Source organism: Cytobacillus sp. FSL K6-0265 (assembly GCF_038003465.1).
GTDB classification, from domain to species: domain Bacteria; phylum Bacillota; class Bacilli; order Bacillales; family Cytobacillaceae; genus Cytobacillus; species Cytobacillus stercorigallinarum.
In genome coordinates, this window is sequence record NZ_JBBOPE010000001.1 from 1138852 (window position 1) to 1163065 (window position 24214).

Below are 24214 nucleotides of genomic sequence, written 5' to 3' on the forward strand. Positions count from 1 at the left end.
ACTGATAGATTGAAAGCTTTAAAGGGATTAAATAAAGGAGATTAGTAGCAAATGAAAATTGAACGGAAGAAGATATCGGCGCAAGTATTAGAGCAATTAAATGAAAAAATTAAAAGCAAAGAGTTTCCGCCCAATCAACCATTACCTTCTGAGAATGAATTGGCGAAATTATTTGGCGTAAGCCGCGCTCCAGTTAGGGAGGCACTCAGTGTCTTATCAGCAAGTGGCATCATTGAATCAAGGCAAGGTGGCAGAAGTTATGTGAAAGAATTACATCTTGTCGATATGATGGACCGTTTAACGTTGCAATATATTTCATTAGAAGAGGTTTTTGAGTTATTGGAATTAAGGATAATTATGGAAACAGAGGCCGCTGCTCTAGCTGCTAATCGTCGTGATTCTTCCGACTTAGAGAAAATCAAGAAAGCGTTAAAAGGGCTAGAGGAGACACTTACTAACCCTGATGAAGTGGGCCTTCAAGCCGATTTGGATTTTCATAAGTATATGATTGAAGCAACAAAGAATAGCTTTATGGTCGGGGTCATGGATAATATCGGTGACCTTTACCGTAAGGCTGTCGCTTTTTCATTAAAGAAGAACTTAGGATTACAACGAAAAAGGGAAAGCGTCTATCTTGAGCATGAAGCGATATATAAAGCGATAGAAAGTCAAGATGAAGAAAATGCAAGAAAAGCAATGAAGAGTCATTTGCAAAATGTAAGGAAGAAATTAAAAGAAGAAAAGTAAAGGAAGAAGGTGCCATCATGTTAACAGATGAGATGGTCGAACAATTTAAAAAAGCCATAAAATCACCAACGAGAATGTTAAAAGAGAAAGCAGATTTAGTCTCTTATTCATATGATGGGTCGTTCGGTGCTTATTTACCAGAATTAGTCATACAGCCAATGTCCACACAAGAAGTTGTGTCTATAGTAAAGGTGGCCAATCAATATAAAGTCCCTTTGTACCCAAGAGGTCGAGGAACCAGTCTAAGTGGTGGGCCATTGCCTGTTCATGGTGGAGTGGTCCTGGACTTTTCTCAATGGAATCAAAAATTAGACATAGATAGTGATGATACAATTGCTGTTGTCTCACCAGGAGTATTGACAGCTGAAATAGACAAAGCTGCGAAAAAATATGGGCTGATGTATCCCCCTGATCCAAGTAGTGCGCATGTGTCAACAATTGGTGGTAATTTAGCGGAAAATGCTGGTGGACCAAGAGGTTTAAAGTATGGGGTAACAAAAGATTATGTGTTGGGGTTAGAAGTCGTTACACCTGAGGGAGAAGTCATTAAAACAGGTGGTCGTACAATTAAAAATGTTACTGGTTATGATTTAACTAAGCTGATAGTCGGATCTGAAGGTACATTAGGTATTATTACCGAAGCAACCCTACAACTAGTCCCACGGCCAAAAGCAACCGGTACGATGATGGTTATTTTCGATGATATTGTCGATGCAGGAAGAGCCATATCGAAAGTGCTCACTTCTGGAATATTACCATCTAAAATGGAGATTATGGATCAAGCTTCCATTGTAGCTGTTGAAGAATATGAATCAATCGGACTTCCGACCGATGTTGATGCTATTATCCTTATAGAATTAGATGGTCATCCAGTGGCAATTGCTGATGAGTGTAAACAAGTAGAACAAGTTTGCCTAATGGTAGGAGCACGGGAAGTTCAGATAGCAGCGAATGAGATAGCAGCAGAGAAACTCTGGAAAGCGAGAAAACTTGTCTCCCCAGCGATTGTAAGAAAAAAACCAACGAAAATTTCTGAAGATGCGACAATTCCAAGAAGTAAAATCCCAGAAATGTTTAAACGACTAAAACAAATTAAAGAAAAATACAATATTGATCTAGTTGTATTCGGGCATGCAGGCGATGGTAATCTCCATCCCAATATTATTACTGATAAAAGGGATAAAGAAGAAATGAAGAGAGTCGAACTTGCTGTAGCTGAGATATTCGAAACAGCTATACAACTAGGTGGGACTTTATCAGGCGAACATGGCATTGGCACAATGAAGACACCGTTTATGAAAATGGAGCTAGGGGAGGCTGGATTAAATATGATGAAAAGAATGAAGATCGCATGGGATCCCAAAAATATCATGAATCCTGGTAAGGTTTTTCCTGAAAATGAAAATCAAAGGCTCGTATTAGTCGATGAATAATCAATTAGCTTATGAAGAAACATTTGATTGTGTCCAATGTGGTTACTGTCTTCCTGCCTGTCCAACATATACGACAATGGGAAAAGAAAGACATTCGCCAAGAGGAAGAATTAACTTAGTACAGATGGCTTCTGAAGGGAAAATCTCACTAAAAGAAATTGAAGATTCTATGGAACTATGCCTTGGCTGCCGCGCTTGTGAAACAGCTTGTCCTACTAATGTACAATATGGAAAAATTTTGTCTTCATATAAAGAAGTAAGGATGCAGCAAGAAGGAAGTCCATTTTTTAATCAATTGGCTATGAAAAAAGGACTTTCTAATAAAGGAATGTTAAATACGATGAATCATTCTCTTAGGTTCTATCAACATTCTGGTATAGAAAAATTAGCTAAAGTAACGAAGGGAATACAGATCCTGCCTGAAAAATTACGTGCATTTGAAGCGATTTTACCTAACATCACAAAGCCCGATAAAGCACTTAGAAAAGGGACACTCATACCTCATAAAGAAACAAAAATGAAGGTCGCCTTTTTTACTGGCTGTATTATGGATGTGTTTTTTGCACGAATTAATGATTTAAGCATAAAGTTGCTTAAGCATGCCGGTTGTGAAGTAACAGTGATAAAAAATCAGACATGTTGTGGTGCTCTTCAGCATCATGAAGGAGATAGCGAAACGACGATACAATTAGCCAAAGAAAACATCCGTGCCTTTGAAAAAGATCACTATGATTATATTGTTAATAGTATTGGTGGTTGTGGCGCAATGTTAGTTGAATATGATCAGCTGCTACAGTTCGATCCAGATTGGTCTGAACGAGCAAAAGTATTTGCTGAAAAAAGCAAAGACATTAGTGTGATTTTAGCAGAGTTGGATATTCAGTTTACAAAAAAGGTCGAAAAAAAGATTACGTATCAACCGTCATGCCACTTAACAAATGTGCAAAAAGTGAAAAAATCACCGTTAGACCTTATTCAGCGTATTCCAGCCGCTACGTATATTCCTCTTCCAGAAATGGATATGTGTTGTGGGTCAGCGGGAACGTATAATATTTTCCATTATAAAGAGTCAATGGAAATCTTAGATGAAAAAATGGATTATGTAAAAGAAAGAGTACCAGAAGTGATTGTCACCTCTAATCCAGGTTGTCATCTACAAATGTGCATGGGTGTGAAGCGTGAAGGGTTAGAGATGAGCGTAGAAGTCGTTCATATTGTCGAAATATTAGCTGAAGCATGTGGTTTATAGAAATGATAGAAGGTGAAGAGAATGTATGATTATATAATCATTGGTGGGGGAATTGTTGGTTTATCTGTAGGGTTTGAACTACTAGAACGGAAACCATCGTTGAAAATTGCAATTGTTGAAAAAGAAAGCCATGTAGCGGCACATCAGACAGGGCATAATAGTGGTGTTATTCATTCTGGTATCTATTATAAGCCAGGTAGTGAGAAAGCGAGATTAGCTAAAATCGGCGGACAATCCATGAAGGATTTTTGTGAAAGTAATGATATCGAATATGATATTTGCGGTAAAGTAATTGTCGCTAGTGAAGAAGAAGAGTTGCCACTATTAGATAATCTATATAAAAGAGGGCGACAGAACGGACTTGATATTCATTTAATGGAAAAAGAAGAACTATTGGAAAGAGAACCACATGTAAATGGGAAAAGAGCCATTCATGTACCAATGGCAGGAATTGTTAACTATCGACAAGTGTCCGAAAAAATGGCGGATTTCATTCGTCATAAAGGTGGAGATATTCTACTTAATCATGAAGTTGTGGCCATTCAAGAAGATAATAATGAAGTAGTTGTTATCACTGATCAAGGAGATATAAAAGGTCAATTTTATATCAACTGTGGTGGTCTACACTCCGATCGGATTGCGAAAAAAGCAAAATTATTAACTGATATGAAAATTGTTCCCTTCCGTGGTGAATACTATCAACTGGTTGAGGAAAAACGTCATTTAGTAAAGCATTTAATTTATCCTGTTCCCAATCCTAAATTCCCATTCCTTGGTGTTCATTTTACGAGAATGATTGGCGGTGCGATCGATGTCGGTCCAAATGCAGTATTAGGTTTCAAACGTGAAGGTTACCGAAAGACAGATATTTATTTACCGGATTTATTTGAGGTGTTAGCATATAAGGGATTTTGGAAGCTAGCAAGTGGTTATATGAAGGAAGGGATCGAGGAAATGATTCGTTCAGCCTCTAAACAACTTTTCTTAAAGAATGTTCAAAAACTTATGCCAGAAATACAAGCAACAGATTTAAAAACAGGACCGGCAGGAGTTAGAGCACAGGCCTTGAAGGATGATGGCTCATTAGTTGATGATTTTTACATATTGCCGAGCAAACGTGCCATTCATGTATTAAATGCACCCTCCCCTGCTGCAACGGCGTCTATTGATATTGGCAAGGAGATAGTAAGAAAGCTAATATAAAAACTGAATTTTTGGTAAATAAACAAATTTTTTTAGGATTTAAGATGTTGGGACATAAGTATATTAGCTAATGAATCATCCGAATGATTAGGAGTATCTAACATCTAATCATTCGTTTTTTTTTTGTGATTTGAACCTTTATATGAAAAGAATAGTGAAATGGAGCGGAAGACACTCGACTCCTGCGGGAAATAGAGGGAAAGCTGAGACCCCACAGGCAATGCCTTTAGGTGGCTTAGCCCCTCCCCGCGGAAAGCGAGTGACTGTAGCGCAATGGAACGGACTTTTTTTGTAAATGATGTTTAAAGATCATCATTTGTTATTGTTCTTTTTTGAGGTTAGCTCATTTAGTTGAGTCCTAGCCTTTTTTCTTTTACTTAGAATTTAGTTCATATGTCAAACAGAACTAAGGGAAATATACATTAATCGCCTTTTTTCTCTTTTATTTTTAAAAATTTCCCGGAAAATAAGTAGTCAAAGGAGATTGATGTCAAACAGTAATAGGAAGAAATTACAGCCGTTACTTATAAGTATGCGGGAGATGATAAAGATAAAGGAGTGTGTTTACACATGAAGAAGATCGTGACGTTATTATTGCTTATTTTCATTCTTTTTCCAAATGGTATAGTAGCTAGTGAAGATTCTTCTGTCGTATCCGATGCACTTTTAACATCTCTAGCACCTATACTTACTGAAAAAATTCATCAATATTATGGGTATGAAAAACAATACAATCTGTATGATACGGAGATAAAGAAACTTAAATGGAATCGAAAAGGGTATCATATGATTCTCAAACTTGAAATAACTACGTATGAAGAAGGGTACTTACCTCCGTACGGGCAAGATTCTCTTGTTTTAGATTTGACACCTCTAGGTCCAGAGGTCATCACTTATAAACATAAAGGAGACGAAGAAGAGAAAAAGGTTAATCACTTTTATCGAAAGGTGGCTAATGACATGGAACATAGTTTCAAAAAAAGGTGGCGCAGATATCATCAAACCCGTTTTAATCAGTTTCAATTTCTAGCAAGCAAAAATGGTTGGACTGATCGTCTCATACCAGTAATGCAAGTAGTGAAAGATATCAATGATGAAACAACATCAAAGTATAAAAATACCATTCAACCACTCATCTACTTCAATAAAGAGGAAATCTTAATTCTCTATAAAAATAAAAGTGGAATGAACGAAATGATTACTTTAAGACATTTTGGCAATGGGTGGAAGGTAGATAAAAGAGAACAAAAACAAGGAAAGAAAATGACAGAGCAAATACTATCTCATATGTGATAAAGGATTGTGTCTTAAAAACCCTGGTGCTAAAATTTAATTACTATTTAATAGGGCTGGGGGGGTACATATGCCAACACATCATTTTCATGATCAATACATATCTGCGGATAAAATAGTGGCTGTTGTTAAAGAGCTTGTAACTGATAATGCGTATCATAATATTACTTTAGAAGAAATTGCTATGAAAATGAGATGCCAAGTGAAGGCGCTAACGGTTCATTTTAATCATATGGATGCTTTATTATATCGGATCATTGAGGAAGACTTCAATGTTCTGACACAAATGATCGTCACCATTCAATATGGTGACGATAATAAAATAGATAAGCTTAATCAACTCTTAGTTTCTTTCATGGAATTTGGTATTAACCTTCATCACCGTTACGATCTATTATTTGCTTTTTATACGAGTAACGACAAGCATTCGATTACAGAAATAGCCCAAAAAACATACTATCGGTTTGAATATGCTGTTCTACAACTAAAAGAACAACAAACTGAGGAATCACTTGTTTATTCTGCTTTCATTGCCCTACATGGTTTTATACAACACCATAAAGGTTATGTGAAAGACTTTGAAGAGATTCGATCCTATGCAGAGGCACATGCTTGGTTCGTTTTAAAGGGCTTATCATAATTACAAAAAGAAAGTATTATTGAAGTGATAAGAGCAGGGAATTTTATGATTCCCTGCTCTTATTATTTTTATAGCGTGGTTAGGAGGAATGGGGGTGGACGGACGGAAATGTAAAGATGAATACAGTTCCTTCATTAATTTTACTTTGCACTTTTATTGTTCCTTTCATTGCTCTGGCGATACTAAAAACAACCATCATTCCTAACCCAGTCCCTTTTGCCCCTTTGGTGGAATAATAAGGCTCTCCTAGACGACGAATTTGGTCTTCAGTCATACCAAGCCCTGTATCTTGAACCTCGATTCTAATATGCGTAGAAGAATAATTAGAGCTTATATACAGTTGGCCACCTCTTGGCATCGATTCAATGGCGTTTTTAATAACATTTAAGAAGCATTGCTGAAACTTTTGTCTATCGCCTTCGATGTCACCTATGATAGAGAAATTGGTTGTTATTTCGACCGAATTTTGATTAGCTATCGGCCGTAGTATACTAATGACATGGCCTAGTTCTTTCTTGACATTCATTGTTTCAATTTTATCTAATCCAGGTTTAGAAAAAGTAAGATAGTTCTGAATGACGCGTTCTGCTGATGCCAGTTCATGTTGGACGATTTCTAAGTATTCATTTCTTTTTGAAGGAGAAAGTGTTTGTTCTTTTAATAATTGTACAAATCCCGCAGCAGCTGTGAGTGGATTCCTAATTTCATGTGAAATTGCTGCCCCCATTTGCTCAACGGCTTCTAGTTTTTCCGCGATGATAAGCTTTTTCTGCATATCGATCGTTTTGAAGACAAATTCAATAATATAAACGGCCATTCCTACACCAAGAGCTGGAATGGTAAGAAAGGCAAACCATAAATCAAGTGAGTTTAATTGTGGTACATATAACTCATATAAAATGAGTGAAACGATACTAGAGATAAAAGTAATAAGAACAGCTAGCATAATTCTCTTATTAGCAGAAATCTGCTTAAATCTTGGGTATAAATATAAAAATAAGCATCCTAGCAAAAGATATTCAAACATAGTTACATAGAATCCTAAATTAATTCCATAAAAACATCTTACAGCAATAACGACAATTACGAGTAACGGACCGACACCAACATACAATCCACCTAATATTACAGGTATAATCCTTAAGTCCATCATTAATCCAGGTTCTGGTTCAAATGAAAAAATATAACAAATGCCGATCATCAGGGACAGAGTAATAGTTGCTGATGTTTTTGAAAAATGAAAACCAAGGTTCTTTTCAATCCATACGAGCAGAAAAAATAGGATGACAATTAACAGTGATAGATTAAGGAAAAAATGAGTGGTAATGACCATTTTTTCACATCCCTTTTAGTGTATAGGAAAATTTTATATGTTTTCCTTTCATCTGACAATAAAAATGCGGAAAATTAAGAAAAATATAATGGGTGATGCCTAATAATTTCAAAATACTCTAATGAATATGAATCAGATTCAAGCAATAAAATTTCCTTTCTTTTCTGCTGGCAATTCTTATTTTTCTATTATATGCTAAACAAAAAAAGAGAGCGGAGGGTTTGTGTGCATATAAATGAAGGGTTAGGACTTGTTCTCGACGTAGAGACAACGGGCTTGTCGCCAGTTAATGATGAGGTAATTGAAATCGCCTTGAAATTATTTTCGTTTGATCAACAGACAGGGGATATTCTTTCAATAAAAGATGAACGAAGCTATTTAAGAGAACCGGAATCGACTAGTGCATTAAGAAATTATAATCAAGCTTATAAAATTCACGGCATCCCTTTTGAAGATGTGGTGGGGAAAAGCTTTGATGATCGTGAAATAAAGAAGATGTTCGCGTATACGGATATTGTTCTTGCTCATAATGCATCATTTGATAGAAGTTTTCTCTATCAAATGTATCCTAATGATGTAAATGAACTGAAATGGTATTGTACGATGAGGGGAGTCCCGTGGAAAGAATATGGCTTTTATAACAGTAAATTATTGACCCTTTTAAAAGGCCACCGAATTACAAACTATCAAAATCATAGAGCAATGGATGATATTACATATTTACTAGAATTATTGAAAAACAAAAATCCAAATGGAGAATCGTATTTAAAGGATATACTCAAGAAAGGCCCGATGCGTAAGTATCAACCTAAAGTAAAAAAGTATATTTGATTCCCTCATAAATATTGGAAAATTATCGTATAAAAGGTGTTTTCACTGTAAATGAATGATAAGTGAAAGCACCTTTTTAGTAAAAGCTTATGTTTATTTGAACGTGTCATATGATAGGTTAATTATAACCTAAGTTCTATAACTGACATTTTTCTACTATTTTCTATCGTTACAAAATATAGAGTCTCTGATTGATCATCAGAGACTCATATACAGATATGAAACATTAAGCTACACTATTATTCCAATTAGATATATCTTCTTCCAATGGTATTTTGTTCGCTCTTGCTTTACGTGCAGCAATAAAGAATATTGTTATTAGAACGATCGCACCAATAGCTCCGCCTATCCAAGAAGTAGTCATAGAGAGACCAAATCCGATTTGAGCATTTAAGATATAAGTAATAACCATTACTAACATAAAGCTACCTGGTATTAATGCGATAAAGTAATTTTTCTTAGCAATATACAAATACATGGCGCCGACAAACAATGCGATTACAGCGGTTGATTGGTTCGCCCAGTTGAAATACCTCCATAACACATTGAAATCTATTTGTGTAAGTACCATGGAAATCGCAAATAATGGAGCAGCAATCCATAAACGACTAGAAAATTTAATTTGAGGGAATTTAATATAATCGGCAATAATCATTCTCGCACTTCTAAATGCTGTATCCCCTGAAGTAATAGGAAGTACAACTACTCCTAAAACAGCTAATGTACCACCAATAGCTCCAAGTAGGGTTGTAGATACTTCACTTACTACTGCGCCAGGACCACCGGCAGCAAGCATTTCATTTAAACCACCATAACCATTAAATAAGCTCATAGCAGCTGCGGCCCAAATCATGGCAATAATACCTTCTGCAATCATCATTCCATAGAAAATCTTTCTGCCTTGCGTCTCATTTTGAGTCGTTCTAGAGATAATTGGTGTTTGGGTAGCATGAAATCCAGATAGCGCCCCACATGAAATTGTAAAGAATAATAAAGGTAGCAAAGGAGCATTATCAGGGTGAAAATTCTGAAAAGAAAGTTCAGGAATAGGTGCACCTGTGACTAAAAGACCGATACCAACACCTAATGCACTAATTACTAATAACGCACCAAAATAAGGATAAAGACGACCAATGATTTTATCAACAGGTAGGAGTGTTGCTAAAATATAGTAAAGAAAAATAAATCCGACAATAAGACCTAGTGCGACTTTTCCGTCCATTAATAGATGTAATAAACTAGCAGGAGTAGAAACAAAGACTGTACCTACTAATAATAGTAATAGAATGGCAAAAGCATTTACGACATGCTTCATAACTTTCCCTAAAAATTTACTCGCTAACTCAGGTAAGTGAGCTCCCCTGTTTCTTATAGAAATCATACCTGTTAAGTAATCATGCACAGCACCTGCAAAGATACAACCAATAACAATCCAAACAAACGCGACTGGGCCATATAACGCACCTAAAATCGGGCCGAAAATTGGACCTGTACCAGCAATATTAAGTAATTGAATCAGTGAGTTTTTTTTTGTGCTCATAGGTAGGTAGTCAACATTATCTTTATGTGTGAATGCAGGTGTCGCTCTATTTCCTTTCACCCCAAAAACTTTCTCAACATACTTACCATATGTGAAATAACCAACAATTAATAAGATAATACAAGAAATAAATGTAATCATAGCATTGCCTCCTTTGTTAATGTATACGTTTTCATTTATTATAAATGACTATGATTCAAGGTTGAGTATTTTGAGCATAACATGTATAAATCCGTGAGTAAGAGGTCCTTTTATTAAATTAAGATGCATTTTTTAGTGTAAATAGTCTGATAATTAATTGAGTGTCATGACCTATATTTCTAGTTTTGTTCTTAAATCCTTTACGTAATTTCTGCTGACAGAAAGTTTTTCATTCGATCCTTTTAGCTCTAACTGAAATGCACCATTGAACCAAGGAGAAAGTTTATTAATATATCTTAAATTAACAAAATAGCTTTTATGTATTCTACAGAAAGAATACGTAGATAGTCGATTTTCTAACTCTTTTAATGATGCTTTTGTCTCATAAGCATTATCTATAGTGATAATTCGTGAAAATTTATCTTCCTTGTAAACATACATAATATCTTTAGGTTCAATGTAAATTATTTCTCCATTCTCTTCGATTGCCAGCTTTCCAGCTAATTTACCTTGTTTGGGCAGATCTATTGGCTTTAAATATTTGATTATACGGCTGACCGTCTCAGAAAGTTGTTCTTCATCATATGGTTTTAGTAAGTAATCGATCGCTTCATAGCGAAAAGCTTCTACAGCGAACTGAGGGTAAGCTGTTGCGAATATGATTTTAGGTGGATTTTTGAATTCCATTAAACTTTTAGCTGTTTGCATGCCATCCATTTTGGGCATTTCGATATCAAGAAAAACGATATCTGGCTGTAATTGAATCGATTGTATGATGGCACCTTCTCCTGAATCAGCTTCGCCAACAATTTGAATAGAATCAAATATTGATAACAAATGCTTTAATTCTTCCCGGCTGTATGGCTCGTCATCTACAACGAGCACTTTAATCTTTGTCTTCATTTTCTTCCTCCACAGGTATATTAAAGGTTATTTCCGTTCCATTGTTTTCTTCACTTTTGATGTGTAATCTGGCATTCTTGCCAAATGTCATAATTAATCTTCTATTTACATTGTATAATCCGAGACCAGTACCTGTTTTTGATGTGATTGGTTCTTCCCCAATATGCTTTAATCTATCATGCTTAATGCCCATACCATTGTCTTTAATCGAAATAGCAACTCGATTGTTCATTTGTTTAATTTGTACTTTAATCATACAATTTTTGTTCATTTGCTTAAATGCATGTATAATGGCATTTTCTACAATTGGCTGCAAGGTGAGCGGTGGAATCTTACTATCAAGAACTTCATTCTCAATATAATATTCGACTTGTATTCTGTTTTCAAATCTCGTTTGTTCTATCATTAAATAGGCTTTCATATGAAGAATATCTTGTTCCAATGTGATACGGTTTGCTGTCGTTGCATTTAAGTTTTGCCTTAGAAATTGGGACAAAGTAATAAGCAGTTTTCTTGCTTTATCGGCATCAATTCTTACAAGAGAGACAATGGTATTTAATGTGTTAAAAAGAAAATGGGGACTAATTTGTGCTTGCAAAGCCTTAATTTCTGCTTCTTTAGCCAATTGAAATGCTTTATCTGCTTCGGCTATTTCTAGCTGATTACTTAGTAACACACTTAACCCTGAGATCAACTCAATTTCTAAATTAGTCACTTCCTTCTCCGAGGTAAAATATACTTTTAAAGTACCGATGATTTGTCCACGTTGCTTAAGTGGAGCAATAACAGCGGCACCAAGTGGACAATGGTCATTTTGACATTGTATTTCTTCATTACCTACAACAATTAATTTACCATTATTAATTACTTCTTTTGTAATTTCTGTTTGGATGGGGTGGTCTACTCGGTGATGATCATCACCTGAACCAACATGGGCAAGAATCACATGTTTATTTGTAATGGCCACTGCATTAGCATGGATTTCCCTTAATAAAATGGTACAGACTGCCTTAGTGGAGACCTGTGTCATTCCCTTTCTAAGATGTGATAAAGTTTGATCAGCGATTCGTAATGACTTTTGCGCTTGTAGTGCTCCTGCCTTTTCTTCTTCATTCACTACATTTTTAATGATTAGGAGGAATAAAGCTGATCCTACACCGTTTGCAATAATCATTGGCACACCGATTACTTCAACTAAAGAGACAGCTTTTTCGAACGGTCTCGACAGAAGGAGAATGAGAAGCATTTGAACGGCTTCTGCAGTAGCTCCTATAAAAAAGGCAGAAGAAAGCTTTACATGGTCTTTCTTCTTATGAAAGTAGCCTGCAATTAGTCCGGACATGATGGTTGCTAACCCACATGAGAAGGCAGTAAAGCCACCTAGTGTAAAACGATGGATTCCTGCAATTAGTCCAGCTCCTAAACCTACTTTATAACCACCGAACAGTCCAGCTAAAACGACACCTATTACGCGTGAGTTAGCAATGGCTTCTTCACTTGTTAAATTAGATGCCCATCTGTTTATATTTAATGTTTCAGCATTTAAAGATAAACCTGTATATGTCCCGATTATTCCGAAAAAACCAAAAAATAAAATTGCTTTTAATTGAAGATCTTTTTTTACATTTTCCTTATAAATCATATCTCGAAAAAATTGGAACCGTGTTAGAATAAAGGCTATGGTAACAATAATACCAAGCCTCTCTAACATAGTAATGAACAATTCAAACATAAAAAAACTCCTTCATTATATATATTTCTATCATACATTAAAAGGCTAAAATATCTAAGTATCATAAAAATTTTCAAAAAATTCCCGCTTTTACCTTTGCAATCTTTTCCACTTTCTGCTATTATGAAAGAAATTATTTTTGTTCGGAATGTAAGAAAGATGCGAGTGTATATACGTTTGCTTCATGTATGTTCCACAAGAATAGTCATAATTTATGTGTTATACATAAGGAGGATTTATTCATGGCAGAAGGAAAAGTGAAATGGTTTAATGCAGAAAAAGGTTTTGGTTTCATTGAAACACAAGAAGGACAAGATGTATTCGTACATTATTCAGCTATCCAAACTGAAGGTTTCAAGACGCTTGATGAAGGACAAAGCGTAACATTTGAAGTAGAAGAAGGTCAACGTGGACCACAAGCTTCTAATGTAGTTAAACTATAATATAGTTGAAATACAAGCCTGATGAAGGGCTTGTATTTTTTTTGCCGAAACAAGGTACTGTTTTCTAAAAAGTAGTATAATTACAAACTTACTGGAATCCTTTTTTTCTTTATGATAAATAGACTATAATATAAATAGAGACTAAATAAAGGTAGGAATCGTTATGATTGTAAAAACTGAAGAAGATTTAGCGGGTTTAAAGGAAATCGGGAAAATTGTTGCTTTAATTAGGGATGAAATGATTGCTCAAACAAAGCCTGGCGTCACAACAAAAGAATTGGATGATATAGCTGGGAAAATGTTTGAAGAGCATGGAGCATTATCTGGTCCAAAGGGTGAGTATGACTTCCCAGGATATACTTGTATTAGTGTAAATGAGGAAGTAGCACACGGTATCCCTGGAAATAGAGTGATTCAAGATGGAGATTTAGTTAATATTGATGTATCTGGATCAAAGAATGGTTATTTCGCTGATACAGGTTTATCAATCGTTGTAGGTAATGGGAATGAGAAACTACAGACTTTATGTGAAACTGCACAAAAAGCTTTCGATGAGGGACTAAAAAAAATAAAACCAGGTGCGAAACTGAATCGAATCGGGAAATCTGTCTATCAAACAGCAAAAAATAATGGTTTTAATGTGATTATGAATTTAACTGGCCATGGAATTGGTCGTTCTTTACATGAAAAGCCAGATCATATTCTTAATTATTATGATAACTGGGATAATCAATTATTGCGAGAAGGGATGGTTATTGCTTTCGAACCCTTTATCTCCACTGGAGATGAAGAAGTTCGTGAACAAAGTGATGGCTGGACTTTCATTACACCTAATAAAAGTTTTGTTGCTCAATGTGAACATACAGTTATTGTGTCTAAAGAAGGCCCAATGATTATTACGAAGTAAATGAAATGAAGAGCGGTAGCGATATCTAATCGTGTCGTTCTTTTTTTTATGTAGGAAAGTATCTTTCATTCATGTGGTTATGCTGAACAGACAAACAGGAAAGGATGTTAATCTCCCGTGTGATGAAGATGCCTGAATGTGAAATACAATTCTCTTAAGGTTTATTACTTTTCACAACAATAGATTACCCTTATGATAGATATAAAAAAGGGAGTGTGGGAACGTATGAAGGCAGTGATACATAAAGGTGAAGCAGGAATAAATGGAACGGATTATCAGGAAGTAAATGATTTTCCTGTTGGTGATAAAGAAGTAAAAGTTCAATTAAAGGCGGCGGGATTAAACCATAGAGATTTATTTATTCTCCATCGACATCAATCAACTGACCCAGCACTTGTATTAGGTTCTGATGGTGCAGGTGTTGTGGTGGAAATTGGTGCAGAGGTGACAAATATTAAAGTCGGAGATGAGGTCGTTATTAATCCAGGATTAGGCTGGGAAAAAAACAGTGACGCCCCCCCAGAGGGATTTGAGATTGTTGGCTTTCCGTATCACGGTACTTTTGCCGATCATATTGTTATTCCTGCCATTAATGCCTTCCCTAAACCTCCACATATGTCATGGGAAGAGGCAGGGGTGTTTTCGTTAGCAGGTTTAACTGCTTATCGTGCCTTATTTACAAGAGGGCAAGTAAAGCCAGGGATGAAAGTATTTATCCCTGGTATTGGCGGGGGAGTGGCTACTTCTCTTTTACAATTTGCCGTAGCCGCTGGTGCGGAAGTATACGTGAGTTCTCGCTCGGAAGAAAAGAGAGAAAAAGCTTTATCATTAGGTGCGAAAGAAGCTCTTGATAGTGGGGCAGATTGGCAAGCACAAATTGGCGGCAAAATGGACCTAGTAATCGAATCAGTCGGAGCTGCAACATTCAACCAATCCCTAGCCGTTCTTCGTAAAGGAGGCACACTCGTGATTTTCGGTTCATCCACAGGAGATGAGGTGACTGTAAATCTTCGTCAATTCTTTTACGCACAACAAAATATTCTTGGTAGCACAATGGGAAGTGCAGAAGAATACAAACAAATGCTTACATTTATAAACGATCATCAAATCAAGCCGGTAATGGATCAAGTTTATCAGTTAGCAGATTATCAAAAAGCATTTGCAAGATTAGAACAAGCAAAACAGCTAGGAAAAATCGTCTTTCAAATAGGGAAATGAGTAATGGGAGTGAACGAAGAAATTAAAAACTTCGTTCACTCTTTCTTTTATCATCATAAGAAATCGCGGTGGAAAGAAATAAATGGCACTCAAAAACACTTTTTCCTTCAAATTCACGGGGAGGAAGGGTGTGATATTACACTTTTATACCTTTCTAGAGACCTAAATTTACTTTTAATTCCTAGTAATAAAAAGGGTTATTATCATAAATATTGATTTAATGGAAAAAAATACCTGATTTATTTTTAAAAAAAATGTCTGAAGGCCTGCTACTTGGAAAGAAATATGTCAAATTTACTGTTTTTTACAAATGAATAAATGCTGAATTTTACACATTGTTGCCGTCTGAATATTTGAAATATAATATCCCTTAAGTAAGACATTAAAATTTGGGGAGGAACTAGTAAATGACGAAGAAGAAAACAGTAGCAGCTGCACTACTTAGTCTTACATTAGGGATGTCCGTCTTTGCATCAGGTATTTCTGCACAAGTTTCAGATGAGGCAAAGGGAAGTGAAACATATCGCGTATTGATACAAGCCCCTAGCAATTCTGTTAATGCATTAGAAACAAAGTATGAAAAACGATGGGACTTTGGTAAAGAAGGTTTCACTGCAGATGTGAATGCTAAGGAGTTACAGACATTACAAGCGACAAAAAATGTCGAAGTACAAAAGGTAAATGAAATGAGCATAGCAACGGTAACAGGAGAAGTGTCGAAAGCAGAAGTAACAGCTGTGCCAAGTTCACAAACACCATGGGGAATTAAATCAATCTATAATAATCAATCTTTAACTGAAACATCAGGCGGTAATGGCATTAAAGTTGCTGTGCTTGATACAGGAGTTTATACCAATCATATTGACTTAGCAGGATCAGCAGAACAGTGTAAAGACTTTACACAATCCAGTCCACTTGTAAATGGCTCTTGTACGGATCGCCAAGGTCATGGTACACATGTGGCAGGAACTGTTTTAGCACATGGTGGTAGTGATGGGCAAGGTGTTTACGGTGTAGCTCCTGATGCGAAACTTTGGGCATACAAGGTGTTAGGTGACAACGGTTCTGGTTATTCAGATGATATTGCTGCAGCAATTAGACATGTAGCAGATCAAGCAACTAGCACAGGTTCCAAAGTAGTTATTAATATGTCTCTTGGTTCTTCTGGTAAAGATTCACTTATCTCGAGTGCAGTAGACTATGCATACAATAAAGGTGTATTAGTTGTTGCGGCGGCAGGAAATAGTGGTTCAGGTAGTAATACAATTGGTTACCCAGGAGCATTGGTTAATGCAGTTGCAGTTGCAGCTTTAGAGAATGTACAACAAAATGGGACTTATCGCGTAGCGAATTTCTCATCAAGAGGTAACCCAGCTACTGATGGTGATTATGTCATTCAAGAGCGTGATATTGAAGTATCTGCTCCAGGTGCAGCAGTAGAATCTACTTGGTATAATGGCGGTTATAACACAATTAGTGGTACATCTATGGCTACACCACATGTAGCTGGTTTAGCAGCAAAAATTTGGGCTGCGAATCCTTCATGGAGTAAATCTACTTTAAGAACAGAATTACAAAATCGTGCCAAAGTTTATGATATTAAAGGTGGAATTGGTGCCTCAACAGGTGACGACTATGCATCAGGATTTGGTTACCCTAGAGTAAGATAATTAAAAAAGAGGTTGCTATATTCAGGTAGCAACCTCTTTTGTTTATGATGACGTGCTAGAATTCTTTAAATATCTAGGGTTTTTCATAACTGAAAAGAGAAGGATAAACCCGCTTGCAATTAGTAATAGACTTGTAGTTATAAAAACGGCAGTAAATCCAAAGGCCCCAGCAACCATTCCTCCCATAACAGGTCCGATCACATTTCCTAAAAATCTTAAACTGGTATTATATCCTAACACTTCTCCTTGCATGGCTATAGGTGCAGCCTGTCTAATATAGGCAATGCGCACAGGGATAATTCCTCCAATGGTTACTCCTAGAGCAAACCGAATAATAATAAGCTGCCACATCTCAGTGACAAATCCGCCTGGAAGATAGACGATACCAGCTAAAAACAATAAGGCCATTAATATTTTTATATAACCATAGTTGTCTCCTAGCTTTCCCCATGTTTTTGACATCATCAAGTTGCCTACACCAGCTGCGGAAAAAGCGATACCTGCATAAAGAGCTAAATTTTCTGGGCCATGTATTTCGCTGACATAAAGGGACAGAATCGGTTGAATACTAAAATGAGCCACTTGAATCAACATCGATAAGATTAAAACAGTTACAAGAACAGGGTTTGTAAGTATATGTTTTAATACTTCTTTACTCGTATAATTCTGCTTCTCTGACTTCTTCACTTCATTAATTTGAAATTCTTTCGTGAAGATAACGAGAATCGCAGAGATAAAAATGGCTAATGATGTCCAATTGAAAGTAGAAGAAAAACCGACTATGTCAGCTAGAGCCCCACCGATTAAAGGTCCCATAAGTGAGCCTGTGATACTACCTGTTTGTAAGGTGCCAAGCACTTGTCCTGCCATTCTTTTTGGTGTTTGTGTAGAAATAAAAGCTTGTGAAAGGGGAATAAAACCTGTGAAGATACCCATAAATAGTCTTAAATAAAACAAATGCCATACGCTTGTCGCAAAACCTAATAGGAAAATACAAAGGGCCATTCCTGAAGCCGAAATGATTAACACCTTTTTCTTTCCATACAAATCACCAATTCTCCCCCAAATTGGAGCTACAATAAAGGCAGTAACGAATGTAATGGCAAAAATCCACCCCGACCATCTTTGAATATAGGCGTCAGAAAACTGACCAAATGATTCAATATATAATGATATAAATGGCAAGACCATCGTCATACTAGCTGAAACAAAGAAGTTGGCAAACCACATAATTTTAATATTTGTCTTTACTTGTGGATGGATCATGAACGAACACTTCTTTCTCATTTAAACATTTCGTAACACTAAATTTATCATAAACGAACTTAACTAAAATAAAAAGGAAAAGGTTTTTAACTCGACTTACCGAGGATGTTTTTACATGAGCCATTGTTATTTGGACAGGATACCTTTATATTATGTATTATAAACGTATTTCATCTGCGTGAAGTCGTTTAAACTGTTTATTGTTAAATAAAGGAGTTATATCATCTATGGAAGTTATTGGCGAACTAAAGCCGTTTATTAAAAAAGTATGGGAACAATCGCAATTTAAACAACCAACAAATATACAGCAAGAGGCGATTCCTAAAGTATTAGAGGGAAAAGATCTTATTGCTCAATCCCCAACAGGTACAGGAAAAACGTTAGCGTATTTATTACCTGTTTTAGAAAAAATTCAACCAGACAGCAAAGAGGTACAGGTAGTTATTCTCGCCTCATCACAAGAGTTAATTATGCAAATCTTAAGTGAGGCACAAAAGTGGGGAAAAGAAAGTAATATCCGAAGTGCTTCATTTATCGGTGGTGCGAATGTAAAGCGTCAGCTAGAAAAATTAAAACAACGCCCACATATCGTTTTAGGAACCCCAGGCAGAATTCTTGAATTAATTAAGCAAAAGAAATTGAAAATGCATGCGGTAAAAACAGTTGTCCTTGATGAAGGAGATCAACTTCTCATTCCCGAACATCTTGAGCATGTAAAAAATATAATAAAAGCTACTTTAAAGGAAAGGCAAGTGGTGCTGTTTTCTGCTACTTTACCTAAAACAATAGAAGTGGAAGCTAAAAGTTGGATGAAATCACCAGAGGTTATCACTATTGAAAAAGATGAGACGATCACTGCGGGTGATGTGAAGCATCTTTATTTTAAGGTGGAACAACGGGAAAAAGTTAAATTATTGGAAAAGCTTTCTCGAATAGATGATTTGAAGGCGCTTGTATTTGTTAAGGATATCCCCAATATCATGATTATGAAAGAAAAGCTAGAGTATAACCATATTAACGTAAATGTACTCCACAGTGATTTAAATAAATTTGAAAGATCTAAAAATTTAAATGGCTTTAGGAAAAAGGATGCGTGCTTACTTTTATCAACAGATGTAGCAGCGAGAGGGTTAGATATTAAGGGAATTACTCATGTCATCCACTTTGACTTACCGCGTGAGAAAACGCAGTATATCCATCGCTCAGGGAGAACAGGTCGTTTTGGTGCAGATGGAACAGTGGTATCACTTGTTACGATAAATGAAGAAAGAGATTTAAAACGTTTTGCTAAAGATTTAAATCTTCAATTAGAAGAGAAAATAATGCATGGTGGAAAAATCGTCAATCCAGAACGCCAGTCAAACGAAAAAAGACGCTAAGGTTGTCATAGTGTCAAAGGCTACAATAAGAAATGATAAGAAATCCCGCAAGTTTGTGAAGTAACATGGTTATTTCATTAGGCCACTCGGGTAAAATGAGTTCGGTATTGCACCGGACTCATTTTATATTTCGCCTTCCTGCTTTCTTGTTATAGTATTCCACATTTTGAAAGTGTGGATCATTTCCAGCTCTATTGACAGCTTCCTTGGCCATAGAAAAACTGCAACCCAATTGGGGTGCAGTTCATTTTTTTTCTATAGGGGAAGGTTCCAGTGAGCTTTAGAAAACGCCACTTTTAAGATGGAAAGGAACTCAAGAAATCAATGCCCGTTTTTGATTATTTAAGAATGGTCAAAAACACGACTTACGCGCTTCTCTACCTATTCCGCTTGAATGTTGTACATAACATAACATTTCCTATTTGCCCACACATCTTCAATATTTTATCAAACTTATATGTTGCAATATCAATCTTGGAAATCGCTTGGCGTTCATTTTATTTTTTCAATCTGATAGCCGCACAATCCAAAGATCATATGCGTTAATCCAGCTTTGTCAAAGGTTCAGTTGCTGGACCTTCAACGACCTCGCCATCATATGAAAAACGTGATCCATGACAGGGACAATCCCAAGTACGATCACCGGCATTCCACTCTGTTTCACACCCTAGATGAGTACAAGTCGTGTCAACAATATGAAGCTGACCATCGTCATCGCGGTAACAGCCTCGGCGTTTTCCATCCACTTTCACCAGGCCGCCTTCATTATTTGCTAGATCTTCAGGGTGCTTAAATTCTGGTTCAAGTTTCCCTTTAATTAATTGTCCTGCAACATCAGCATTATAAGTAATAAAATTCTTAATACTAGGGTTTGCATGGAATCTTGATGGGGTGAAAAGTTCCTGATAAGGTGTATGCTGTTCAGTGATCAAATCTTTTAATAAAATTCCAGCAGCTGTACCATTTGTCATACCCCATTTGCGATAACCGGTAGCCACGAAGATATTATTTTCATCAGACGTGATAGGACCAATATAAGGTATTTTATCTAATGTAGTTAAATCTTGTGCAGACCAGCGAAAGGTGATTGGTTTCTTCCCGAAGACCTCATTAGAGAAAGCTTGCAATGCCTCGTAATGCTGATAAGTGTTAATGCCTTTTCCTGTTTTATGACCCTCTCCGCCAATAAGAATAAGTTTCTTACCTGTCTCCTCTGAAGTTGTAGCACGGATTGATCGAACAGGGTTATTGGCACAATAGTACATGTTTCCTTTAAAATCGTCATCACCTTCGATAGCAATTACATATGACCGTTCAGGTAAGAGCCTGGAAAAGTATAACCCTTTCCATTTTAAAAATGGGCTATGTGATGCCATCACAACGTATTTACATAAAATACGATGCCCTTCGTTCGTTATGACAACAGGTTGTTTCCCTTCCTCGATATCAACGACCGTTGTATGTTCAAATACCGTGCCCCCTAGATCGATGAAACGTTTAAGTATGCCTTCTAAATATTTAACTGGATGAAATTGTGCTTGATTATTCATTTCAAGCACGCCGGTAGTTGGAATGGAGAATGGGATACTATCTCTTAATTGCCCAGTGATCCCCAACCTTTTATAGGCGTCATATTCAAAAGTTAATTTTTCACTGTATTGATCATTGGTTGCATAGATAAAAGAGCTTTCATTACTAAAATCGCAATTTATATTTGCTGCTTCTTTTTCAATCATTTTGGCTGCATCAGCTTGGGCTTCATAATATAGTCTTGCTTGCTCTATACCGAAATGTTCAATCAACTCGTCATATATTAAGCCATGCTGTGCCGTCACTTTTGCAGTTGTATGCCCAGTCGTTCCTGCTAAAACTTCCCCGGCGTCTAATAAAATCACTTTCAAACCTTCTTTAGCCAATAAGTAGGCAGAAGTGATCCCTGTTATACCAGCGCCAATGATAACTACATCTGTTTTTGTGTTACCTTCTAATGATTGATATTGATGTTGTTTTTCTTTCAACCAATACGATTGAGGGTATTTCGGCATGTCATTTTTTTCATTATTCATACAATCACCTCTAAAATATATATCTCCGTTTAATATAGCCTTATGGGTGCTTCTTATACTTCTTTCCTCAATTGACGTAAAAAAGTACTGTGAGCTATAATGATAGAATTAAGAAATTTATGAAAAATAAACAAGGCGATTTATACTTTTAGTGTATTAAAAGGAGAAACAGTCAAATGAAATTTGAGACGGCATTATTGCATGGAGACAAAAAAGAAAAGCGTACCATTCAAAGTAAAACAACACCGATTTACCAAACTTCTGCATTTACTTTTAAAAGCTTAGAAGAACTAGAGGGTTTTTATAGTGGAAACGGCAACTACTTGTATACGAGATCAGGCAATCCAAACACCGATGAACTAGGAGAAGTGGTTGCAAGATTAGAAGGCGCGGAAGCAGGAGTTGCAGCTGCATCAGGTTTAGGTGCCATTATGGTAGGAATATTAGCAGTAGCTAAGAATGGCGATCATATTATTGCTACTGATGATGTATACGGCGGAAGTTTTCACCTTATTGTAGAAGAGCTCACACAATTCGGTATTGACGTAACGATTGTTCCTTTTAGCGATATGACGCAAGTCGAGGCGGCAATTAAAGAGAATACGAAGCTTTTATATACAGAATCAATTACTAATCCATTATTAAGAGTAGAAGACCTTAAAGCTGTTGTATCATTGGCGAAAAAATACAATTTGAAGACATTGATTGATAATACCTTTGCTTCTCCGTTTCATTGTCAGCCGATTGAACTAGGAGTAGATATGGTTGTTCATAGTGCGACGAAATATATTGGTGGGCATAGTGATGTCACTGCTGGTGTAATCGTTGGAAGTAAAGAGTTAATCGAAATTGCCTCCGCAAAAGTCGTAAATCTTGGCGTGAACTTAAGTCCTTTTGAGGCGTGGTTAACAGCAAGGGGAGCAAAGACATTAGCATTAAGGATGAGGGAACAATCTTATAATGCGAAAAAAGTAGCAGAAGCTCTACTTAAACATAAGGGGATAGAAAAAGTTTATTATCCTTTCGAACAAAATGGCGCACATGGATATGGGGCAATGGTTACGATCGAACTAAAACAACTAGCTGATGTATCAACATTTTTCCGTTCACTAGGGTGGATAAAAATTGTTCCTACTTTAGCTGGTGTTGAATCCTCTGTTTCACATCCAATGACAACTTCTCATCGAGCGGTACCGGAAGAAACATGTAAGGCGTTAGGCATTAATGAGCATTTGATTAGAATCTCTATTGGTATTGAACATTACGAAGATATTATTGCACAGATTTCTCTGGCAATTAAACAAGCAATGAATAAGTAAAAAGAGAGGCTGTGACCGAGTGGTCACAGCCTAAAACATTTAATTTAAAAGGTTATCTATGTCTTCTTTTTTTTCATCTATCTGGGTAGAATCTTTTGAATGGAGCGCGTACCTTAACGTGTAAACAAAAACACCTGCACCCAAACCAACGATGAGTAAATAAGCGCATGTTACTATCCATAAATAAGCGATAATGATCCACCCCTTTCATTACACTTATATGCAAGTCATCACTTTTACTTTCCATTAGAAAAAGGAAACTTTTCATCGGATGACGAAGTTAATGAGTAGAGTGAGGAGGGATATCATGTCTTTTAAAACAGCAGATTTATGTGATGGTCATCATGAATTGGTAAAGGTAAATCAAGAAGTCTTCTATTCATATGGTAAGAAAAAGAAATTTCATGGTAAAGTTTCAACAGTTAAGGTTTTTGAAGATAATGTACTTGTACTTGAAGCACTAGAAAGTATCCCAGAAGGTCATGTGCTTGTTGTTGATGGTGGCGGGTCGAGGAGATGTGCACTTATGGGCGATCGGTTAGCAAAAATTGCAGAAACGCGCGGGCTAGCGGGTGTCATTATCTATGGTTGTGTGCGAGATACAGCCGATATAGCAGCAATGGATATTGGTGTATTAGCAATAGGTAGCAGTCCTTTAAAAAGTAGAAAAGCGGGCAAAGGAGATAGGAATACGATCGTGACATTTGGCGGGCTCGATTGGTTGCCAGACGAATATGTATACGCTGATGAAGATGGGGTCATTGTTTCAGAAAAGCCATTGTTATAAAAATGGGGGCTTGTCCTCGAATAGTTTACCATAAAAAGCTAAGCAGTAAGCGCGTGTCGATATTGAATTTTCGGGGCGCGTTTCTTTCGTTCTTTTTGTCTAGAAGAGCTATGA

General features: G+C 36.4%; 20 protein-coding genes. 14 read left to right on the top strand and 6 right to left on the bottom strand.

The window, feature by feature from the left end; genetic code table 11:
- Positions 1-51: 51 nt before the first annotated feature.
- The 6 genes from MHH73_RS05850 (at position 52) to MHH73_RS05875 (ending at position 6565) form a co-directional block, all read left to right on the top strand.
- Positions 52-747: a FadR/GntR family transcriptional regulator gene (locus MHH73_RS05850; protein ID WP_191815733.1), complete on the top strand. Its 696-nt coding sequence runs from the start codon at positions 52-54 to the stop codon at positions 745-747.
- A 17-nt stretch (positions 748-764) separates the two neighbouring features.
- Positions 765-2180: an FAD-binding oxidoreductase gene (locus MHH73_RS05855; RefSeq protein ID WP_341065485.1), complete on the top strand. Its 1416-nt coding sequence runs from the start codon at positions 765-767 to the stop codon at positions 2178-2180.
- Entirely contained in the window at positions 2173-3429 is a 1257-nt protein-coding gene (locus MHH73_RS05860; protein ID WP_341065488.1) for a (Fe-S)-binding protein, read from the top strand. Before MHH73_RS05855 ends, MHH73_RS05860 begins: the two co-directional genes overlap by 8 nt.
- A gap of 21 nt (positions 3430-3450) precedes the next feature.
- On the top strand, positions 3451-4632 hold the full coding sequence (gene lhgO, locus MHH73_RS05865) for an L-2-hydroxyglutarate oxidase (protein ID WP_341065492.1): 1182 nt from the start codon (positions 3451-3453) through the stop codon (positions 4630-4632).
- Positions 4633-5202: 570 nt separating this feature from the next.
- Entirely contained in the window at positions 5203-5925 is a 723-nt protein-coding gene (locus MHH73_RS05870) for a DUF3888 domain-containing protein (RefSeq protein ID WP_341065494.1), read from the top strand.
- A gap of 70 nt (positions 5926-5995) precedes the next feature.
- A complete protein-coding gene (locus tag MHH73_RS05875; RefSeq protein ID WP_191815743.1) occupies positions 5996-6565 on the top strand; it encodes a TetR/AcrR family transcriptional regulator in 570 nt (189 codons plus the stop codon).
- 79 nt (positions 6566-6644) lie between these two features.
- Here the strand turns inward: MHH73_RS05875 and MHH73_RS05880 are convergent, their stop codons facing one another.
- Positions 6645-7898, bottom strand: a complete 1254-nt coding sequence (locus MHH73_RS05880) for a HAMP domain-containing sensor histidine kinase (protein WP_341065498.1) — start codon at positions 7896-7898, stop codon at positions 6645-6647.
- Between the two features lie 225 nt (positions 7899-8123).
- Between MHH73_RS05880 and MHH73_RS05885 the strand changes: the two genes are divergently transcribed.
- Entirely contained in the window at positions 8124-8729 is a 606-nt protein-coding gene (locus MHH73_RS05885; RefSeq protein ID WP_191815748.1) for an exonuclease domain-containing protein, read from the top strand.
- 226 nt (positions 8730-8955) lie between these two features.
- Here the strand turns inward: MHH73_RS05885 and MHH73_RS05890 are convergent, their stop codons facing one another.
- The 3 genes from MHH73_RS05890 to MHH73_RS05900 form a co-directional block, all read right to left on the bottom strand.
- Complete coding sequence (locus MHH73_RS05890) at positions 8956-10410, bottom strand: carbon starvation CstA family protein (protein WP_191815750.1); 1455 nt, start codon at positions 10408-10410, stop codon at positions 8956-8958.
- A gap of 171 nt (positions 10411-10581) precedes the next feature.
- Positions 10582-11313 (bottom strand): LytR/AlgR family response regulator transcription factor, encoded by a 732-nt coding sequence (locus MHH73_RS05895; protein ID WP_191815753.1) that lies wholly within the window; start codon positions 11311-11313, stop codon positions 10582-10584.
- The gene (locus MHH73_RS05900; RefSeq protein WP_191815755.1) at positions 11297-13045 is read right to left on the bottom strand and encodes a sensor histidine kinase; all 1749 of its coding nucleotides are present in this window, start codon (positions 13043-13045) and stop codon (positions 11297-11299) included. The genes MHH73_RS05895 and MHH73_RS05900 overlap by 17 nt, the downstream gene beginning before the upstream one ends.
- Positions 13046-13287: 242 nt before the next feature.
- Here MHH73_RS05900 and MHH73_RS05905 point away from each other — a divergent pair, with 242 nt between their 5' ends.
- The 4 genes from MHH73_RS05905 (at position 13288) to MHH73_RS05920 (ending at position 17283) form a co-directional block, all read left to right on the top strand.
- On the top strand, positions 13288-13488 hold the full coding sequence (locus MHH73_RS05905) for a cold-shock protein (protein WP_095370123.1): 201 nt from the start codon (positions 13288-13290) through the stop codon (positions 13486-13488).
- 163 nt (positions 13489-13651) lie between these two features.
- Entirely contained in the window at positions 13652-14395 is a 744-nt protein-coding gene (map, locus tag MHH73_RS05910; RefSeq protein ID WP_191815757.1) for a type I methionyl aminopeptidase, read from the top strand.
- 225 nt (positions 14396-14620) lie between these two features.
- Entirely contained in the window at positions 14621-15613 is a 993-nt protein-coding gene (locus MHH73_RS05915; protein WP_341065505.1) for a zinc-binding dehydrogenase, read from the top strand.
- Positions 15614-16020: 407 nt separating this feature from the next.
- Positions 16021-17283 (top strand): S8 family peptidase, encoded by a 1263-nt coding sequence (locus MHH73_RS05920; RefSeq protein ID WP_191815761.1) that lies wholly within the window; start codon positions 16021-16023, stop codon positions 17281-17283.
- Positions 17284-17325: 42 nt separating this feature from the next.
- Here MHH73_RS05920 and MHH73_RS05925 read toward each other — a convergent pair whose 3' ends face one another.
- Positions 17326-18549 carry an MFS transporter gene (locus tag MHH73_RS05925; protein WP_341065509.1) on the bottom strand — a complete coding sequence of 408 codons (1224 nt, stop codon included), beginning with the start codon at positions 18547-18549 and terminating at the stop codon, positions 17326-17328.
- A gap of 227 nt (positions 18550-18776) precedes the next feature.
- Here MHH73_RS05925 and MHH73_RS05930 point away from each other — a divergent pair, with 227 nt between their 5' ends.
- Complete coding sequence (locus MHH73_RS05930) at positions 18777-19928, top strand: DEAD/DEAH box helicase (protein WP_341065512.1); 1152 nt, start codon at positions 18777-18779, stop codon at positions 19926-19928.
- A gap of 542 nt (positions 19929-20470) precedes the next feature.
- Here MHH73_RS05930 and MHH73_RS05935 read toward each other — a convergent pair.
- The gene (locus MHH73_RS05935) at positions 20471-21994 is read right to left on the bottom strand and encodes an FAD-dependent oxidoreductase (RefSeq protein ID WP_191815767.1); all 1524 of its coding nucleotides are present in this window, start codon (positions 21992-21994) and stop codon (positions 20471-20473) included.
- Between the two features lie 176 nt (positions 21995-22170).
- Between MHH73_RS05935 and MHH73_RS05940 the strand changes: the two genes are divergently transcribed.
- The gene (locus tag MHH73_RS05940; protein WP_191815769.1) at positions 22171-23313 is read left to right on the top strand and encodes a trans-sulfuration enzyme family protein; all 1143 of its coding nucleotides are present in this window, start codon (positions 22171-22173) and stop codon (positions 23311-23313) included.
- 307 nt (positions 23314-23620) lie between these two features.
- Entirely contained in the window at positions 23621-24100 is a 480-nt protein-coding gene (gene rraA / locus MHH73_RS05945; RefSeq protein ID WP_191815771.1) for a ribonuclease E activity regulator RraA, read from the top strand.
- Positions 24101-24214: the final 114 nt, after the last annotated feature.

Bases quoted from the DNA above. Each gene is read 5' to 3' on its own strand.
- MHH73_RS05850 (WP_191815733.1), top strand. From the start codon at position 52: ATGAAAATTGAACGGAAGAAGATATCGGCGCAAGTATTAGAGCAATTA.
- MHH73_RS05855 (WP_341065485.1), top strand. From the start codon at position 765: ATGTTAACAGATGAGATGGTCGAACAATTTAAAAAAGCCATAAAATCA.
- MHH73_RS05860 (WP_341065488.1), top strand. From the start codon at position 2,173: ATGAATAATCAATTAGCTTATGAAGAAACATTTGATTGTGTCCAATGT.
- lhgO (WP_341065492.1), top strand. From the start codon at position 3,451: ATGTATGATTATATAATCATTGGTGGGGGAATTGTTGGTTTATCTGTA.
- MHH73_RS05870 (WP_341065494.1), top strand. From the start codon at position 5,203: ATGAAGAAGATCGTGACGTTATTATTGCTTATTTTCATTCTTTTTCCA.
- MHH73_RS05875 (WP_191815743.1), top strand. From the start codon at position 5,996: ATGCCAACACATCATTTTCATGATCAATACATATCTGCGGATAAAATA.
- MHH73_RS05880 (WP_341065498.1), bottom strand. From the start codon at position 7,898: ATGGTCATTACCACTCATTTTTTCCTTAATCTATCACTGTTAATTGTC.
- MHH73_RS05890 (WP_191815750.1), bottom strand. From the start codon at position 10,410: ATGATTACATTTATTTCTTGTATTATCTTATTAATTGTTGGTTATTTC.
- MHH73_RS05895 (WP_191815753.1), bottom strand. From the start codon at position 11,313: ATGAAGACAAAGATTAAAGTGCTCGTTGTAGATGACGAGCCATACAGC.
- MHH73_RS05900 (WP_191815755.1), bottom strand. From the start codon at position 13,045: ATGTTTGAATTGTTCATTACTATGTTAGAGAGGCTTGGTATTATTGTT.
- MHH73_RS05905 (WP_095370123.1), top strand. From the start codon at position 13,288: ATGGCAGAAGGAAAAGTGAAATGGTTTAATGCAGAAAAAGGTTTTGGT.
- map (WP_191815757.1), top strand. From the start codon at position 13,652: ATGATTGTAAAAACTGAAGAAGATTTAGCGGGTTTAAAGGAAATCGGG.
- MHH73_RS05915 (WP_341065505.1), top strand. From the start codon at position 14,621: ATGAAGGCAGTGATACATAAAGGTGAAGCAGGAATAAATGGAACGGAT.
- MHH73_RS05920 (WP_191815761.1), top strand. From the start codon at position 16,021: ATGACGAAGAAGAAAACAGTAGCAGCTGCACTACTTAGTCTTACATTA.
- MHH73_RS05925 (WP_341065509.1), bottom strand. From the start codon at position 18,549: ATGATCCATCCACAAGTAAAGACAAATATTAAAATTATGTGGTTTGCC.
- MHH73_RS05930 (WP_341065512.1), top strand. From the start codon at position 18,777: ATGGAAGTTATTGGCGAACTAAAGCCGTTTATTAAAAAAGTATGGGAA.
- MHH73_RS05935 (WP_191815767.1), bottom strand. From the start codon at position 21,994: ATGAATAATGAAAAAAATGACATGCCGAAATACCCTCAATCGTATTGG.
- MHH73_RS05940 (WP_191815769.1), top strand. From the start codon at position 22,171: ATGAAATTTGAGACGGCATTATTGCATGGAGACAAAAAAGAAAAGCGT.
- rraA (WP_191815771.1), top strand. From the start codon at position 23,621: ATGTCTTTTAAAACAGCAGATTTATGTGATGGTCATCATGAATTGGTA.